Source organism: Sphingomonas sp. AC435, assembly GCF_979253005.1.
This window is the reverse complement of sequence record NZ_CEEDCJ010000001.1, coordinates 631,595-648,219: the sequence shown is the minus strand read 5'-3', so window position 1 is coordinate 648,219 and position 16,625 is coordinate 631,595. Positions and strand designations below refer to the sequence as shown.

General features: G+C 67.6%; 18 protein-coding genes. 8 read left to right on the top strand and 10 right to left on the bottom strand.

Annotated elements, in window-relative coordinates:
• Positions 1-24: 24 nt before the first annotated feature.
• A complete protein-coding gene (locus tag AC0CH8_RS03040) occupies positions 25-186 on the bottom strand; it encodes a DUF1674 domain-containing protein (protein ID WP_465238613.1) in 162 nt (53 codons plus the stop codon).
• A 74-nt stretch (positions 187-260) separates the two neighbouring features.
• On the opposite strand from AC0CH8_RS03040, the gene AC0CH8_RS03035 reads away from it, so the two are divergent.
• The 5 genes from AC0CH8_RS03035 to AC0CH8_RS03015 are packed head-to-tail and all read left to right on the top strand — an operon-like array spanning position 261 to position 6,442.
• Entirely contained in the window at positions 261-1,559 is a 1,299-nt protein-coding gene (locus tag AC0CH8_RS03035; protein ID WP_465238612.1) for an RsmB/NOP family class I SAM-dependent RNA methyltransferase, read from the top strand.
• A 50-nt stretch (positions 1,560-1,609) separates the two neighbouring features.
• Entirely contained in the window at positions 1,610-2,275 is a 666-nt protein-coding gene (rpe, locus tag AC0CH8_RS03030) for a ribulose-phosphate 3-epimerase (protein WP_465238611.1), read from the top strand.
• Positions 2,276-2,334: 59 nt separating this feature from the next.
• Complete coding sequence (locus tag AC0CH8_RS03025) at positions 2,335-4,011, top strand: heparinase II/III family protein (protein WP_465238727.1); 1,677 nt, start codon at positions 2,335-2,337, stop codon at positions 4,009-4,011.
• 19 nt (positions 4,012-4,030) lie between these two features.
• Positions 4,031-5,611, top strand: a complete 1,581-nt coding sequence (gene purH / locus AC0CH8_RS03020) for a bifunctional phosphoribosylaminoimidazolecarboxamide formyltransferase/IMP cyclohydrolase (protein ID WP_465238610.1) — start codon at positions 4,031-4,033, stop codon at positions 5,609-5,611.
• Between the two features lie 39 nt (positions 5,612-5,650).
• Positions 5,651-6,442: a glutaminyl-peptide cyclotransferase gene (locus AC0CH8_RS03015; protein WP_465238609.1), complete on the top strand. Its 792-nt coding sequence runs from the start codon at positions 5,651-5,653 to the stop codon at positions 6,440-6,442.
• A gap of 15 nt (positions 6,443-6,457) precedes the next feature.
• On the opposite strand, the gene AC0CH8_RS03010 is transcribed toward AC0CH8_RS03015, so the two are convergent.
• Positions 6,458-8,032: a cisplatin damage response ATP-dependent DNA ligase gene (locus tag AC0CH8_RS03010; protein WP_465238608.1), complete on the bottom strand. Its 1,575-nt coding sequence runs from the start codon at positions 8,030-8,032 to the stop codon at positions 6,458-6,460.
• A 51-nt stretch (positions 8,033-8,083) separates the two neighbouring features.
• Here AC0CH8_RS03010 and AC0CH8_RS03005 point away from each other — a divergent pair, with 51 nt between their 5' ends.
• Positions 8,084-8,923, top strand: a complete 840-nt coding sequence (locus tag AC0CH8_RS03005; RefSeq protein WP_465238607.1) for a metallophosphoesterase — start codon at positions 8,084-8,086, stop codon at positions 8,921-8,923.
• A gap of 13 nt (positions 8,924-8,936) precedes the next feature.
• Here AC0CH8_RS03005 and AC0CH8_RS03000 read toward each other — a convergent pair whose 3' ends face one another.
• From AC0CH8_RS03000 to AC0CH8_RS02985, 4 genes are read right to left on the bottom strand one after another with little or no spacing between them, the layout of a single operon-like run.
• Positions 8,937-9,119, bottom strand: a complete 183-nt coding sequence (locus AC0CH8_RS03000) for a DUF1328 family protein (protein WP_204199089.1) — start codon at positions 9,117-9,119, stop codon at positions 8,937-8,939.
• Between the two features lie 4 nt (positions 9,120-9,123).
• Entirely contained in the window at positions 9,124-9,621 is a 498-nt protein-coding gene (locus AC0CH8_RS02995) for a Dps family protein (RefSeq protein ID WP_204199090.1), read from the bottom strand.
• 60 nt (positions 9,622-9,681) lie between these two features.
• Entirely contained in the window at positions 9,682-10,233 is a 552-nt protein-coding gene (locus tag AC0CH8_RS02990; RefSeq protein WP_465238606.1) for a TMEM165/GDT1 family protein, read from the bottom strand.
• Between the two features lie 16 nt (positions 10,234-10,249).
• Positions 10,250-10,570 carry a hypothetical protein gene (locus AC0CH8_RS02985; RefSeq protein ID WP_465238605.1) on the bottom strand — a complete coding sequence of 107 codons (321 nt, stop codon included), beginning with the start codon at positions 10,568-10,570 and terminating at the stop codon, positions 10,250-10,252.
• Between the two features lie 176 nt (positions 10,571-10,746).
• On the opposite strand from AC0CH8_RS02985, the gene rpmG reads away from it, so the two are divergent.
• Entirely contained in the window at positions 10,747-10,914 is a 168-nt protein-coding gene (gene rpmG, locus AC0CH8_RS02980; RefSeq protein ID WP_055844439.1) for a 50S ribosomal protein L33, read from the top strand.
• 161 nt (positions 10,915-11,075) lie between these two features.
• On the opposite strand, the gene AC0CH8_RS02975 is transcribed toward rpmG, so the two are convergent.
• Together AC0CH8_RS02975 and AC0CH8_RS02970 are read right to left on the bottom strand one after the other, a co-directional pair.
• Positions 11,076-12,014 carry a phytoene/squalene synthase family protein gene (locus AC0CH8_RS02975; RefSeq protein ID WP_465238604.1) on the bottom strand — a complete coding sequence of 313 codons (939 nt, stop codon included), beginning with the start codon at positions 12,012-12,014 and terminating at the stop codon, positions 11,076-11,078.
• A gap of 23 nt (positions 12,015-12,037) precedes the next feature.
• The gene (locus AC0CH8_RS02970) at positions 12,038-12,619 is read right to left on the bottom strand and encodes an LOG family protein (RefSeq protein WP_204199094.1); all 582 of its coding nucleotides are present in this window, start codon (positions 12,617-12,619) and stop codon (positions 12,038-12,040) included.
• An 834-nt stretch (positions 12,620-13,453) separates the two neighbouring features.
• Here AC0CH8_RS02970 and AC0CH8_RS02965 point away from each other — a divergent pair.
• Positions 13,454-13,873: a hypothetical protein gene (locus AC0CH8_RS02965; RefSeq protein ID WP_465238603.1), complete on the top strand. Its 420-nt coding sequence runs from the start codon at positions 13,454-13,456 to the stop codon at positions 13,871-13,873.
• A gap of 87 nt (positions 13,874-13,960) precedes the next feature.
• On the opposite strand, the gene AC0CH8_RS02960 is transcribed toward AC0CH8_RS02965, so the two are convergent.
• Both AC0CH8_RS02960 and crtY read right to left on the bottom strand, forming a co-directional pair.
• Positions 13,961-15,433: a phytoene desaturase gene (locus AC0CH8_RS02960; protein ID WP_465238602.1), complete on the bottom strand. Its 1,473-nt coding sequence runs from the start codon at positions 15,431-15,433 to the stop codon at positions 13,961-13,963.
• The gene (crtY, locus tag AC0CH8_RS02955; protein WP_465238601.1) at positions 15,430-16,590 is read right to left on the bottom strand and encodes a lycopene beta-cyclase CrtY; all 1,161 of its coding nucleotides are present in this window, start codon (positions 16,588-16,590) and stop codon (positions 15,430-15,432) included. The genes AC0CH8_RS02960 and crtY overlap by 4 nt, the downstream gene beginning before the upstream one ends.
• Positions 16,591-16,625: the final 35 nt, after the last annotated feature.

Sequence of the window (16,625 nt, the reverse complement as noted above, 5' to 3'; positions counted from 1 at the left end):
GGAAAACAAGTTCCCGCGCTGGCGTCAGAAATCGACGGCAATCCCCTTCAGCTCCCAATCGCCGTAGCGCACCGGATCGCGGCCGAGCGGATCGTCGTCGCGCTTCGGCGCGGCTTCCGGCTGCGGCACCGGGGGGTTTGGGGACAGGTAGCTGGGTGGCTTCAGATGGTCGGGACGCTGTCCCATCGGCGTATCTCCGGTGCTGCGGTTGCTGGAATATCGCTGCTGCTCCACATAGGGGCTCAAAGGAGTTCTCCCAAGTGAAGCCCAGAACGAAGCCGGCGGGGCCGCAGACGCATGCGCCCGAACCGCTCGGCGTGCCGACCCGACGTGCCGCGATCAAACTGCTCGACGCGGTGCTGCGCCGTGGCGAGTCGCTGGAGGCGGCGCTGCCGGCGGCGACGCGGATGGTGCACGGGCCCGATCGCGGCCTCGCGCATGCCATCGCCGCGGAGACGCTGCGCCGTCTGCCCGATCTCGATGCCGCGATCGACGGCGCGACGGAGCGGGCGCTGCCGGACGACGCCAAGGCGCGTACCGCGCTCCGCATTGCGCTGGTGCAGGCGCTGGTACTCGGCACGCCGCCGCACGCCGCGATCTCGACCGTGCTGCCGCTGGTCGATGGCGGCCCGCGCAAGCTGGTCCATGGTGTGTTCGGCACGCTGATGCGCGCCAACATCCTGTTGCCCGAAATTCCCGCGCTGCCGCCGTTGGTCGAGGCGCGGTGGGAAACGGCGTGGGGCGAGGCGATGGTCGAGGCCGCCGCGGAAGCGATCGCCGCGCCGCCGCCGCTCGACATCACGCTCGCCGATCCCGGTTCGACGGAGGAATGGCGCGTGCGGCTCGGCGGCGAAAGCCTTGCGCCCGGCCACTTGCGCCTCGTCGATCATGACCCCGTGCCGGACATGGCGGGCTATACCGACGGCGCGTGGTGGGTGCAGGACCTTGCCGCTACGATCCCGGCGCGGATGCTGGGCCGGGGTGACGGCGTCGCGCTCGACCTGTGCGCCGCGCCTGGCGGCAAGACGATGCAGCTCGCCGCCGCCGGCTGGCAGACCGTCGCGATCGATTCGTCGCAGGGGCGAATCAAGCGCCTGCGCGAGAACCTGTTCCGCACCCGCCTGAAGGCCGAGGTGGTGCGCGCCGACGTGCTGCTGTGGTCGCCGGAGGAACCGGCCGACGCGATCCTGATCGACGCACCGTGCAGCGCCACCGGTATCTTCCGCCGCCACCCGGACGTCCTCCACCGCGTCCGCCCCTCGGTGGTCGCGGAACTGGCGGAGCTTCAGACCCGCATCCTGAACCGCGCCGCCGACTGGGTAAAGCCGGGCGGCACGATGGTCTTCGCCACCTGTTCGCTGGAACCGGACGAGGGCGAGCGCCAGCTCGAACGGTTCCTTGTCGCGCGGCGCGACTTTGCGGTGGAGCCGGTCGATCCGGCATCGCTGCCGACCGGCGTCGCTCCGGCGGAAGGGGGATATGTCCGGACGTTGCCGACGATGCTCGCCGACAAGGGCCGGCTCGACGGCTTCTTCGCGGTGAAGCTCAGGCGCACCTGACCCTACCAGCCACCTTTAACCCCGCCGCAACCCGCGTTACACGAGCGCCCATGCCAGCCCTGCCCGTCCGCATCGCCCCGTCGATCCTGTCCGCCGACTTCGCGAAGCTCGGCGAGGAGGTGCGCGCCATCGACGCCGCCGGCGCGGACTGGATCCACATCGACGTGATGGACGGGCATTTCGTGCCCAACATCTCGTTCGGGCCGGCCGTGATGAAGTCGGTGCGCGGCGTCACGACCAAGCCGTTCGACGTGCACCTGATGATATCGCCCGTGGATGCGTATCTGGATGCGTTCGCGGAGGCCGGCGCGGACTGCATCAGCATCCATTACGAGGCGGGTCCGCACATCCATCGCTCGCTCCAGCACATCAAGGGGCTGGGCAAGCGCGCCGGCGTCGTGCTGTGTCCCGGCACGCCCGCCAAGATGCTCGATTATCTGCTCGACACCGTCGATCTGGTGCTGGTGATGAGCGTCAATCCCGGCTTCGGCGGGCAGCATTTCATCCCCAGCCAGCTCAAGAAGATCGCCGCGATCCGCAAGATGATCGACCAGACCGGCCGCGCGATCGATCTGGAGGTGGATGGCGGCGTCGATCCCGACACCGCGCGCCAGTGCATCGATGCGGGTGCGGACGCGCTCGTCGCGGGCACCGCCGTCTTCCGTGGCGGACCGGACCGTTACGCGGACAATATCCGGGCACTCCGCGGCGCGTGACCGACCTGCCCCCCGATAGCGAGACGAACCCCGACGGCATCGAGGAGGGCAAGCGCCTGATGCGGGTCGGCGGCACGTCCGGCCTGTCGCTGGCGGAGCGTCTCGCCGATCGGCTGCACCGGTTGACGTGGCGGACGCCGATCCACGGCATGCGGCTGAAGGGGCGTTACCCGCTGAAGCTGATCGCAGTGCCCGACGACCCCGTGCTGGGCAGTGCCGCGTGCGGACAGGCGCTGCTGGACGGGCAGATCGGCTTTCGCGGCGAAGTTCGCGCGATCGACACGCTCGACTTCGCCAGGCCCGACTGGTCGGGTGCGTTCGGCGCCTATGTTCACAGCTTCGCCTGGCTGCGCGACCTGTCGTCGGGGGCCACCCGCGCCGCCGGAGCGACCGTCGCCGAAGGGTTGATGCAGCGCTGGCTGAGCGTGCATGGTACGAAGATCGAGGGTGCGGCGTGGTCGCCGGAACACTGGGGCCGCCGCATCCTGTTCTGGACGGCGCATGCGCCGCTGATCCTGTCGTCGACGGACCTGATCTACCGGTCGCAGGTGCTGAACACGCTGGCACGCGGTGCGCGGCATCTGGATCGCAGTGCCGACAAGGCACCCGCCGGTGCACCGCGCATTGCCGCGTGGTGCGGAGTCGTCGCGGCAGGGCTGCTCATTCCCGGCGGCGATCCGCGGCTGGCGTTCGGGGAGGCGGGGCTGACGCGCGCGCTGCACACCGGCTTGTTCGAGGATGGCGGCGTCGTCTCGCGCAGCCCGGCGATGCTGCTCGACGTGATCGCGCTGCTGTCGACCCTGCGTGAGACCTATGCGGCGCGCCGGCTGGAGCTGCCCGTCGTCGCGGGATCGGCGCTGGCGCGGATGGTCCCGGCGCTGCTCGGCGCAAGTCACGGCGACCGCGCGCTCTCAAGCTGGCAGGGTGGTGGCCCCTCTACCGAAGCGGAGGTCGCGGCGGTGATCGCGGCCAGCGAAATCCGCACCCGCCCGCTGCGCCAGTCGCGCGAATGGGGGTATCAGCGGCTCGCCGCCGGCTCTGCGGTGCTGATCGTCGATGCCGCGCCGCCGCCGGTCGCGCGGGTGGTCGATGGCGGCTGTGCCTCCACGCTGGCGTTCGAGTTCAGCGACGGCCCGGTCCGCATCGTCGTCAACTGCGGCGGCGCGCGCGCGGCGGTGGTACAGCTTCCGGCGACCCTGGCCGAGGGGCTGCGCACCACCGCGGCGCATTCGACGCTGACGTTGGGCGATTCGAACTCCACCGCGATCCATACGGACGGCACGCTGGGCCGCGGCGTCGCGGAGGTGGAGCTGTCCCGGCAGGAATCCGATGCCGCCAGCCGCATCGAGGCGAGCCACGACGGCTACGTCCGCCGCTGGGGTTTCAAGCACCGCCGCCAGCTGCTGCTGACCGGCGACGGTCGCGAGCTGCGCGGCGAGGATGCGCTGCTGCCCGACGGCCGCAAGCGCAATCCGGGGACGACGGGGTTCGCGGTCCGGTTCCATCTCGGTCGCGGCGTGCAGGCGTCGGCAACCGCCGATGGACAGGCGGCGATCCTGCGCCTGCCCGGCGGCGCGTTGTGGCAGTTCCGCGCGCGCGGCGGTGCGCTGGCGATCGAGGACAGCGTCTGGATCGACGGGGAGGGGCGGCCGGTGGCGATCCAGCAACTGGTGGTCGGTGGAGAAGCCCCGACCGGCGGCGCGCACATCAGCTGGGTCTTGAAGCGCGCGCTCTGACCGGCCAAGGGCGCTGGCCATGAGCACCATCCCCGTCACCCGCGCCCTCCTGTCCGTCTCCGACAAGACCGGCATCGTCGATCTCGCGACCGCGCTGGCGGCCAAGGGCGTCGCGCTCGTCTCCACCGGCGGCACGGCGAGGGCGCTACGCGAGGCTGGCCTTACCGTCGACGACGTGTCGGACCTGACCGGTTTCCCTGAGATGATGGACGGACGCGTCAAGACGCTGCACCCCAAGGTTCACGGCGGCCTGCTGGCGGTGCGCGACGATCCGGCGCACGTCGCGTCGATGCAGGAGCACGGCATCGCGCCGATCGATCTCGTCGTCGTCAACCTCTATCCGTTCGAGGCGACCGTCGCGAAGGGCGCGGAGCGGGACGAGGTGATCGAGAATATCGACATCGGCGGCCCCAGCATGGTCCGCTCCGCCGCCAAGAACCACGCGCATGTCGCGATCCTGACCGATCCCGCCGATTATGCGGGCGTGCTGGCCGAACTCGACGCCGGCGGCACCACGCTCGCCACGCGTCGCCGCCTCGCAGCCAAGGCGTTCGCCGCCACCGGCGCCTACGATTCGGCGATCGCGCAATGGTTCGCCTTTTCGGATCAGGGTGAGACGTTCCCGGCGACGCTGCCGCTCGCTTTCACGCGGCATGCGGAGGAACTGCGTTATGGCGAGAACCCGCATCAGTTGGCCGCCCTGTACCTGCCGCGCGGCCCACACGCCCGCGGCATCGCGCAGGCGGAGCAGTTGCAGGGCAAGGCGCTCAGCTACAACAACCTCAACGATGCCGACGCCGCGCTGGAACTGGTGGCGGAGTTCCGCGACGGGCCGCCGACGGTGGTGATCGTCAAGCATGCCAACCCCTGCGGCGTGGCGAGCGGGGAGACGGTGCTGGACGCGTATCGCGCCGCCTTCGCGTGCGACACCGTGTCGGCCTTCGGTGGCATCGTCGCGGTCAATCGTCCGCTCGACGGTGCGACGGCGGAGGCGATCTCGGCAATCTTCACCGAGGTCGTGGTCGCCCCCGATGCCGATGCCGATGCGCGGGCGGTGTTCGCGCGCAAGAAGAACCTGCGGCTGCTGATCGCGGGCGAACTGCCCGATCCGACACGCGGCGGGCTGGCGATCAAGAGCATTGCCGGTGGCCTGCTGGTCCAGTCGCGCGACAATGGCCGGTTGGGCGAACTGAAGGTGGTGACGCGTCGCGCGCCGACCGAGCAGGAACTGGCGGACTGCCGGTTTGCGTGGGCGGTGGCCAAGCACGTGAAATCGAACGCGATCGTCTATGCCAAGGACGGTGCGACCGCCGGTGTCGGCGCGGGGCAGATGAACCGGCTGGAATCGGCCCGCATCGCCGCGTGGAAGGCGAAGGACGCTGCGGAGAAGGCAGGCTGGGCGCAACCGCAGACGATCGGCTCAGCGGTGGCATCGGACGCGTTCTTCCCTTTCGCCGACGGCCTGCTCGCAGCCGTGGAAGCTGGCGCTACGGCGGTGATCCAGCCGGGTGGCTCTATCCGCGACGACGAGGTCATCGCGGCGGCGGACGAGGCCGGGCTGGCGATGGTCTTCACCGGCATGCGCCACTTCCGCCACTAGAGGCTTGCCGCCCCGCATCGCCTGCCGCAATCAGGCGCGATGATCCCGACGCTCCTCGCCCTGCTCACATTGTGGCTTTCGCCACCCGCGCAAGCCACGCCGCCGGCGCAGGCCGCGCAGGATACGACGGAGCCCGCCGACATCCCCGTCGTCGTGCCGCGGATCGTCGCTCGCTACCCGCACGACCGTACTGCCTTCACCGAAGGGCTGTTGTGGCACGACGGCGTGCTGGTCGAGAGCACCGGGCAGGAGGGTCGGTCGGAGGTCCGCCGCGTCCGCCTGAATGACGGTCGCATCCTCGCCCGCGCCACGATCCCCGCGACGCAGTTCGGGGAGGGCGTGGCGCTGGTGGGTAACGACCTCGTCAGCCTGACATGGCATGACGGCATAGCGCATCGCTGGAACGCCAAAACGCTCAAGCCGCTGGGAAACATGCGCTACACCGGCGAAGGCTGGGGCCTGACCGGCGACGCGACGCAGCTGATCCGCTCCGACGGGTCCGACACGTTGCGGGTGGTCGATCCGAAGACGCTGAAGGACCGCCGCCTGATCGCCGTCACGATCCGCGGTCGGCCGCTCAAGGACCTGAACGAGCTGGAATTGGTCGACGGCACGATCCTCGCCAACGTCTGGCACACGCCGTATCTCGTCCGCATCGATCCGGGCTCGGGCAAGGTCGTCCAGATCGTCGACCTGAAGCCGATCGTCGCGGAGATCGGGGCTACCGATATCGAGGCGGTGGCGAACGGCATCGCCTGGGATGCGAAGGCGCGGCGGCTGTTCGTCACCGGCAAGCTGTGGCCGACGCTGTTCGAGATCGCGCTGCCCTGACGTCCGTCCGGCGGATCAGGTCACCAGCCGCTTCAGCGTCGCCAGCTGGTCGGCTTCGTTCGCGGGCTTGTCCGTCCTGATCCTCGCGATCCGGGGAAACCGCATCGCGACACCCGATTTGTGCCGGGTCGAGGCGTGGATCGAATCAAACGCGATCTCCAGCACCAGCGTCTTCTCCACTTCGCGTACCGGGCCGAACCGGTTGAGCGTGTGGTTGCGGACGAACTTGTCGAGCATCCGCAGCTCCTCGTCGGTGATGCCTGAATACGCCTTGCCGACCGGCAGCAACTCGCCGTCGTCGGTCCAGCACCCAAACGTATAGTCGCTGTAATAGGAGGATCGCCGGCCGCTGCCGCGCTGCGCATACATCATCACGCAATCTGCGGTCAGCGGATCGCGCTTCCATTTGTACCACAACCCCGCGCGCCGTCCGCCGACATAGGGGCTGTCGCGCCGCTTGAGCATCACACCCTCGATCGCGGCATCGCGCGCGCCGGCGCGGATCGCCTCCAGATGCGTGAAGTCGTCGGCCTCGATCACCGCGCTGATATCGAAGCGCTCCGGATCGAGCCGCGGCACGAACGCCTCCAGCCGCCGGCGGCGCTCGGTCCAGGGCAGCGCGCGCAGATCCTCCGTACCGTCGACCAGAATATCGTAGAGGCGGACGAAGGCCGGATATTCGGCGAGCATCTTCGCCGACACGGTCTTGCGGCCCAATCGCTGTTGCAACGCGTTGAAACTCGCCGCTTCGCCGCCCTGAACCTCGCCCTTCACCAGCAACTCGCCATCGACCGCCCCGGCTTCGGCAAAGGCGGCGGCGACATCGGGAAAGGCGCCCGTCACATCGTCGCCGGTGCGGCTGTACAGGCGCGTCTGGCCGGCGACGTGAACGATCTGGACACGGATGCCGTCCCACTTCCACTCCGCGGCATAATCGTTCAGGTCGACACGCGCGTCCTCCAGTCCGTGCGCCAGCATGAAGGGGCGGAAGATCGGCGTGTCCACCGCCGTCGGTCGCTCGGCGCGCCCCTCCACCCATTCGAACAGCGTCGCATAGGGCGCGTCGAGACCGTGCCAGAGCTCCTCCAGCTCGTCGACGTCGATCCCGAAGGCATTCGCCAGCGCCGTCTTCGCCAGCCGTGCGGACAGGCCGATGCGCAAACCGCCCGTCGCCATCTTCAACAGCGCGAACCGCTCCTCCGTGTCCAGCCGGTCGAGCATCGCCGCCAGCGCCGCGGGCGCATCGGAGCGCGACAAATGCCGCAACCGCTCGACCGCCTGCGTCAGCGAGAGCGGCTCGGGCTCGGCGGGCACGACCGGCGCCGGCCACAACAACGCCACCGTTTCCGCGGTGTCGCCGACATAATCGCGGCTCATGCGGAACAGCACGGGATCGACGCGCTCTTCGATCAGCGCGCGGATTTGCGCGGGTTTCACGCCCGGCAGGTCGAGATCGCCGGTCAGCGCCGCCATCGCCCAGCCGCGATCGGGGTCGGGCGTGGCGAGGAGGTAATCAGCGACCAGCTTCAGCTTCGCGTTGCGACCGCGCGTGTAGATCAGCGAATCGAGAAGCGCGGCGAAAGCGTGCATGACATAGGAACGCATGGCGCACCCGAACCGCTCCCGCTAGGGCACGCGACGATGTTGATGCGCCGCCTTTTGCTTGCCTGTCTGCTCGTGATCGCCGCCTTCGGTGTCCTGTTCGGCGTCGGGGTGCACAATGCCCGCGTCGATCCGGTCTTGCGGCGTACCGCCGTGGGGCTGCCGGACTGGCCCAGGGGCGCGCCGCCGATGACGGTCGCGTTGTTGAGCGATATCCACATGGAAAGCATGACGATGGACCCGCAGCGGCTGCGCCGCGTGGTCGATCGCGTGAACGCGCAGCGCCCCGACCTGATCGTGATCGCCGGGGACTTCATCGAAGGCGTGGGCCGGGCGCAAGCCCTGCACGCCGTACCGATCCTGGAGGCGGAACTGCGTCGGCTGTCCGCTCAATTCGGTATCGTCGCAGTGCTGGGCAATCACGATTATGCCACCGATGACCTGCTGGTGGCGCAGATGCTACAGAAGATCGGTGCGACACTGCTCCAGAACGGAGCCGTGCAGGTGGGCGCGATGCGTATCGCGGGGTTGGACGATCAGTCTACCGGTCGTGCCCACATCGCACCGGCCATGTTCGCCCTGCTACGACTGCAGGGGGCTGGGGTGATGGTGGCCCATACGCCGGAAGTGGCAACATGGGCCAAGCCGTACGTCCACCTGCTGCTGGCGGGGCATACCCATTGCGGGCAAGTCGTTCTGCCCTTCTACGGAGCGCCGATCGATGTGGCCCCGCCGCGGTACCGGTGCGGCGTGATCCATGACCCCGGCCGCACCGTCATCGTCACCGGTGGCCTTGGCACCAGCAACCTGCCGATCCGCTTCGGCGCACCGCCCGACTGGTGGCTGATCCGGATCGGACCGTCGTCCACCAGCCGGTAGGCGCTCCCGTCAGTCAGAGTGCGTCCTTGACCTTCTTGCCCGCGACCAGACCGAGCACGAGGAAGATCACGAACAGCACCAGTGCGATCACGAACAGGATCTTGGCGATCCCGACGAACGCACCACCGACGCCGCCGAAGCCGAGGCCGCCCAGCACGAGGCCGAGCACGAGAAAGATCACAGCGAGCTTCAACATCGGATCAACCCTTCCGTGCGGTTTCGAACAGGAACCAGGCGCGTTCCTCGGCCTGATCGATCCAGTCGTCGACGATCGACGAGGTGGCGGTGTCGTTCGCCTCTTCGGCCCGCTCGCGCGCGTCGCGGAACACCGCGATCAGCTTCAGATTATCCTCGCGCAGCTCCGCCAGCATCTCGTCGGGGCTGACATAATCGCGATCGTTGTCGACGATCGTCTGGCGACGGCTGATGTCGCCGATCGAACGCAGCGTCGTCTGGCTGGTCTTGCGCACGCGCTCGCCGATCGCATCGGTGATGCCCAGAATCTGTGTGGCCTGATCGTCGAACATCAGATGGTAATCGCGAAAATGCGGGCCGGACACGTGCCAGTGAAAATTCTTCGTCTTCAGGTACAGCGCGAAACAATCCGCCAGCGCGATGTTCAGCGCCTCCGCCACGGTGCGCGTGTCGTTGCGGTTGAGGTCGGTCGGGGTCTTCAGGTTGGGGGCGACGTCGGCCATCATAAGCTCCGAAGTTTGGGATCGTCAGCGTAACGAACCCCGCCTCGATTGGCTCCGCCGTCAGACGAGATGGAGCGCTTGTAATGCGAGGATCGCCGCGAGGACGAGAAACAGCGCGGCGATCGTCCATCGCACGGGGTTGAGCGGCAGCCTCAGCCAGCCGCGCTCGCCCAGTAGGGCCGCTGCCGTTATCGTCGCGGTGGCGCCGATCGTCGCGCCGGCCGCAGCGAGTATCGGCGATCCTCCACCCGCTGTCAGTGCGGCGACGACGAATTGCACGCCGTCGCCGAACGCGAGGATGAACAGGCCGAGCGTCGCGGTGGCGAACCCGCCCAGTCGCCAGCGATCGAGGCGTTCCGGCGGCTTCCCCGGCCACAGTGCGCCGCACCCCTGCAACGCCAGCGCCAGCGCCAGCAGCAGCCGTGCGGCCTCCGGCGTCAGCATCGGCGCGAGAAGCGTTCCTGCGATCGCCGCCAACGCAGTCGCGGCGGCGAGCGCGACCAGCGCCGCCAGGATGGCGACACCAGGGCGGGATCGATCGGCAAGGATCGCCGACAGGTGCGCGGGCCGATCGCCGATGCCGGCCAGCGCGGCGGCGACCAGCGCCGCCATCAGCGCATCCAAGGTATCAGCTCGCGAGGCGGACCGAGCAGGCGGCGGCATAGGCGTCGCACGCGGCGACGTCCTGCCGCTCGCAACCGACCGCGTCGCACAGGATCGACAGCCAGCCATGCACCAGCGCACCACGTTCGCCGCGAGACAGCGCCGAACCGACAAAATGCGCGACGGTGACGGCGGGGTTCAGGCCGTTGCGATGCGCGATCACGCGAATCGCATCGATCGCCGGCGCCAGTTCGCAGGGGCGGGCATAGGGCGCACGCGTGTCGATGGCGGCGATTCGCATCGTCAGGTCGGCGCGGACTGCGTCCAGATCGATCGGCTGCTCCATGTCCCCGGCTCCTCTTCTATCCTGCTGAAACCCTACGCTTCCACTGGTTGCCGGGCCGTTAAGACCCGCCCGCCAGGGTGCTTTCGGTTGACTTCGTGCCGACCATGCGTCATGCGCCGCCACTGATCGAGCGGGGGCCCCGGCCGCCGCTCTCTTTCTTTTTCAGGATAGGGCTCATGGCCAAGCCGACCACCGTCAAGATCAAGCTCGTCAGCTCCGCGGACACGGGCTTCTTCTACGTCACCAAGAAGAACCCGCGCACCAAGACGGAGAAGCTGAGCTTCAAGAAGTACGACCCGGTCGTGCGGAAGCATGTCGACTTCAAGGAAGCCAAGATCAAGTAATCCGCACGCGCACGCCTTCGGGCGTGCGAGTCGATTGCCGATCGCGGTGGTGAACGGGCCGGGGGCGCCATCGCCCGCGGCCTCTTTGCGTGCGTTCGGGCCGGGTGTAGCTTCGATTGATAGGTCGGTTGCCGTCCCCGAGAGTTGGCGGCCGTCGATCGTCAGCGCGGCCGTCGCCACAGGCCAGCCGGCCGCGCCACATTTGCATATAGCTCGTGTCGCCGTGCCGCCTCGCGACCCGCCCGCGCGATGAAACCCAGCTTCTGTGCGCCGGACGTGCTGACCCGCCGGTCCCATGCCCGCTCGCCCCGCGCCGCGACTTCGCGCCCGATCGCACCATAAATCGCCGCCGCCGCCAGCACCGCCCAGGCCGACCGGAACGACAGCGCCGGCGTGCCGCCCCGCGCGCTCGCCTCGAACGCCGCCGCCTTCTCCGCCAGCCGTGCCCCTATCCGCGCCAGGGCCGCGCGGTTCGCAGGCTCCAGTAGCGTCGCCTCGGTCAGCTCCAGTTCGGCCAGCCACGCAGCGGGAAGGTAGCAGCGACCCGCCTCCGCATCCTCGCGCACGTCGCGGGCGATATTCGCTAACTGGAACGCCATGCCCAGATCGCAGGCGCGGTCCAGCGTTGCGGCGTCCTCCGGCGGCACCCCCATGACGACCGCCATCATGCACCCGACGACCCCGGCCACGTGGTAGCAATAGCGATACAGGTCGTCCTCGGTCGCCGGCCGCCACTCTTCGGCATCCAGCGCGAAGCCGGCGATCAGGTCGCGCGCGAATGCGGGCGGCAACCGCGTCTCCGCCGCCACGATCCGAAGCGCGTCGAACGCCGGATCGCCGACGACCTGCCCGGCCAGCGCCGCCTCGGTCTTCGCGGACACTTCCGCCAGCCGGGCCGGCGCGTCCTCGACATGGCTCATGCCGTGGCCGTGATCCTGCCCGTCCGCGATGTCGTCGCAGCGTCGGCACCACGCATAGAGCAGCCACGCCCGCTGCCGCGTCTTCGGATCGAACAACAGGGATGCGGCGGCGAAGCTCTTCGATCCACGCGCGATCGACTCATGCGCGGTCGCCACGATCGCGTCGCGGGTGGGCCCCACGTCATCCGGAGGCGATGCGGCGCTCAAAGATCCCCGACCGACATCCGCACGATCGGCTGCGTCGGCACGTGACTGGCCATCCGCTCCAGCAGCACGTCGAGCGTATCGGCGACGATCAGCAGGTCGCGGTGCTGCGGTCGCAGGAACCCGGTCTGCGCCATCGTCCCCCAGAACGCGATCAGATGCTCGTAGTAATTGGCGGTGTTGAGCAGCCCCACGGGATCGGCGTGATAGCCGAGCTGCGCCCAGCTCAGCGCCTCCCACAATTCGTCCATCGTACCGGTGCCGCCCGGAATCGTGACGAAGCCGTCCGACAGCTCGGTGAACAGCGCCTTCCGCTGGTGCATACCCGTGACGACGTGCAGTTCGGTCAGCCCGCGATGCGCGACCTCCGCATCGACCAGCGCCTGCGGGATCACGCCGATGACCTCGCCCCCCGCTGCCAGCGCCGCATCGGCGATCGCGCCCATCAATCCCAGTCGCCCGCCGCCATAGACGACGCCGATCCCCCGCTCGGCCAGCGTCCGCCCGACCTCCCGCGCGGAATCGATGAACACGGGATCGGCCGGCGTCGCGGAGCCGCAGTAAATCGCAAGGCGCTTCATGCTGCGCGGGTTAGGGGATGGGGACGGGAGCGGCAAGGGTGGTGGGGTGCGGGGATGTGATGATGCATCAGGGATATGCATCATAAATGCGCCTGGATCTCTGCCGTTCCCGGCGTGATGCAGAACTTGTTAGTTATGCATCATGGTTGGCAACCTCGCTGGAAACCGGCCATTGACCGGAACTCGGATTATGCTGACAAACCGATCATGACCATGCGCACCTCGGCCATCTTCACACTTCTGATCTCCGTATCGGCATCTGTAATGGCACAGCAGGCTCCATCAACGGCTCACATAGGGCGAATGATGCAGCAGCTACAGGCGAGCCATATTGCGGCAAATGCGCCACCTGCCTCAAGTTTTAGCAAAATCCTTGAGCGCGATGTTCGAGCGTACCTCGCAGCGCACCGGCTACCTTCTAAAAAGGTGACGCTTGAACCGCTTCGGAAAGGAGCGACACAGAGTGGAGTGTCGTATCCAAAATACTATATTTGGATACGCGCGACTGATGCGGCAAAACACCATGTTGAGGGTGCAATGCGTATCGTGGCTATAGACCGGGCTAGATTCGAAGTTACTGACTTCACGCCTGCGGCTACGGTCCGGAGCGATCCAGCGTCACTCGCGGCCATTTACCCATCGCCCACCATACCCGCCATCCGGCGGCATGCTGCAATTCAGTAGCGTCACCTGATTGCAGGTGATCATCGGTCGGACCTTCATGTCGCTTTGATGCAAACCTTTGAGTTTTGCATCCAGAGCGCGGAAAGGTGCTGGGAGCGGACGTGTTGCCAAACCTGCTGGAAGCCGCATACCAAAGCGTGGAGGTGCCTCATGGCGAACCGCGGCTGGTATGGGACAGACGAGCAATGGGCGCATTTCGAAGCAGCGCTTCTGCCGATCGATCCAAACATCAATGGGTTCGCGGCACGTCATGCCCTGTCGGTGAGGCAGAATGAGCGCGACTCCGTTGGCAGATCCATGCGTTGGGGGAACAATCCGAGTGCGTTGTTGCAGCTATATCTTGCCGACCCGGACCGTTTAACGTGGAATCTATGGGCTTGTTGCTCGGAAGATCGGGGAAGCGATCGATACTGGAAGACGACCTTTCTGGTGGAAGGCGAAGAGGTTGCCGCTTTTGCTCCATTCATTGATGCGTTGCTTGAACGCGGATTTAGCGAATTGACAGAGTGGCGCGAACACCCGAACCTGCTGACCTTCGCGACTAAGATCGCATCAATGCCTAAGCTTTGAGGTCCGCTTCCAGGCATCAGCCAACCGGCCGCTTTGCTCCCCACGCTGATGCAAAACTTTTGACTTCTGCATCACCCCACCAACCCCTCACCCCTCCAGCATCAACCGCGCCGTCGCCTTCGCGCTCCCCACCACGCCGGGAATCCCTGCGCCCGGATGCGTGCCCGCACCCACGAAATACAGGTTCGGGATCGCGTCGTCGCGGTTGTGGACGCGGAAGTATGCGCTTTGCGTCAGCACCGGCTCCAGCGAGAAGGCGCTGCCGAGATGCGCGTTCAGGTCCTGCGCGAAGTCGCTGGGGGCGTAGTGGAATTTGGTGACGATGCGCTCGTGGATGTCGGGGATCAGGCGACGGCCGACCTCGTCGATGATGCGCTTCTCCAGGATCGGGCCGATCTCCGCCCAGTCCACCGGGAACTTGCCCAGGTGCGGCACCGGCGCCAGCGCATAGAAGGTCGACATCCCTTCCGGGGCGAGGCTGGGGTCGGTGACGGTCGGATGGTGCAGATACAGCGAGAAATCCTCGCTCAGCACGCCGTGGTCGTAAATGTCCTCCAGCAGGCCCTTATAGCGCGGGCCGAACAGGATCATGTGGTGCGGAACGCCCGGCCACGTGCCCTTGATGCCGAAATGCACGACGAACAGCGACGGGCTGTACGACTTGCGCTCCAGCTTCGCCTTGGTCCGCTGCGAACTGCGTGAGTCACTCAGCAGGTCGCGGTAGGCGTGCATGATGTCGGCATTGGCCGCGACCATGTCCGCATCCGCGCGCCAGCCGCTTTCGCACGCGACGCCGGTCGCGCGGTCGCCCAGCGTCTCGATCCTCGCGACCGGGTCGCCCAGGCGCAGCGTGCCGCCGATCCGTTCGAACTGCGCGACCATGCCGGCGATCAGCCGATTGGTGCCGCCCTTCGCGAACCAGACACCCCCGTCGCGCTCCAGCTTGTGGATCAGCGCGTAGATCGCGCTCGTCGTCATCGGGTTGCCGCCGACCAGCAGCGTGTGGAACGACAGCGCCTCGCGCAGCTTCTCCGACTTCACGAAGCCCGACACGACCGAATAGACCGATCGCCACGCCTGATATTTGGCCAGAGCCGGTGCCGCCTTGATCATCGACGCGAAGTCGAGGAACGCGACATGGCCCAGCTTCTCATACCCCTCATGGAACACGCCCGCGGAGTATTTCAGGAACTTCTGGTATCCCTCCCAATCGCCGGGATGCAGCTTCTCGATCTCCGCGCGCAGCACGGTATCGTCGTTGGTGTAGTCGAAATTGGTGCCGTCGGGCCAATTGAGGCGGTAGAAGGGTGACACCGGCTCCAGCGTCACGTCGTCGGCCATCGCCCGGCCGGTCAGCTGCCACAGCTCCTCCAGACACGCCGGATCGGTGATGACGGTCGGGCCCGCATCGAAGGTGAAGCCGTCGCGCTCCCAATAATAGGCGCGCCCGCCCGGCTTGTCCCGCGCCTCGACGATCGTCGTCTGCACGCCTGCCGATTGCAGCCGGATACCGAGCGCCAGCCCGCCGAATCCCGCACCGATCACTACCGCCGTCGTCATGCTCTTGCCCTCATCAATGCGCGCACCGCACGCCCGATCGGAACCGGCGGCTTGCCCACCAGCACCCGCGCCTTGTCCTTCATCGTCGACGTTCCCGCGTAGAAGCGCCCGATCAGCCCCGGATCGAGCCGGTAGAAGCGTTCGAGCACGCGGTACCGTTCCTCCGGTTCCGCGGCGCGAAACAGCATCGTGTCGAGCATCCGGTAGAAGCCGCGCGCGTCCCACGTCGCCTTCGCCAGCCCGTGCGTCAGCGCGTGCAGCGCCTCGCCGGAGAAGTCGCGCTGCGCGACAATCGCGGCGGCGGTGCGGATCGCGTCCGGCAGCGAATAGCCGGTCGTCGGGTGGAACAGGCCGGCGCGCATCCCCGCCTTCGCCGTCTTCGCGCCGCCCGACCGCCAATATCCCTCGAAATCGCCGCCCATCGCGACCGGCAGCACGCCCGCCTCCTCGCGAACGGTCGTGCCGTGCCAGCCCTGCGCCTCCGCATAGCGATCCAGCCGCGGTTCGATCGCGCGGCGGTTCAGTTCCGCCTTGTCGCTATAATAGGTGTCCTCGACGAAGATGCGCCGCTCGGAAAAGGGCAGGACGTAGACGAAGCGATACCCGTCGATCTGCTTCACCGTCGCGTCCATCACCACCGGCCGCTCGCGACCGTGCGGGGTGTCCAGCGCGATCTCCCGCCCGACGAACTTCTGCCAGCCCAGGTCCAGCATCGACAGGTCGCCGGTGCCGCGCGCATCGATCACGCCGCGAGCCTCGATCCGGTCGCCGTCCGCCAGCACGACGCCGGTCGCCGACGCGCCCAGCGCCTTGCGCCCCAGCATCACCCGTTCGGGCGGCAGGGCGGCACGCACTTCCCGATCCAGCGCGCTGCTCTCGATCGAGTAATAGGTCGCGCCGATCGTGCGCGCGTGATGCGGGAACGCGACATCGTACCCGTGCCAGCCGTAGCTGACGAGCGGCTCGACGATCCAGCGATCCGCCTGCGCCACGTCGCTGCCGAAGAACGACCACAGATGATTGCCGCCGACGCTGTCGCCGCCGTCTATCAGCCGCACGTCGAGGTCGGGGTGTCGCTTCGCCAGCGCGAGCGCGATCAGCCCGCCGGCAAGACCGGCGCCGACGATCGCGACGTCGCAGGAGATGGTGGTGGCCATGAACGTTCCGCCTAGCGTGTTTCGCGGCGACACGG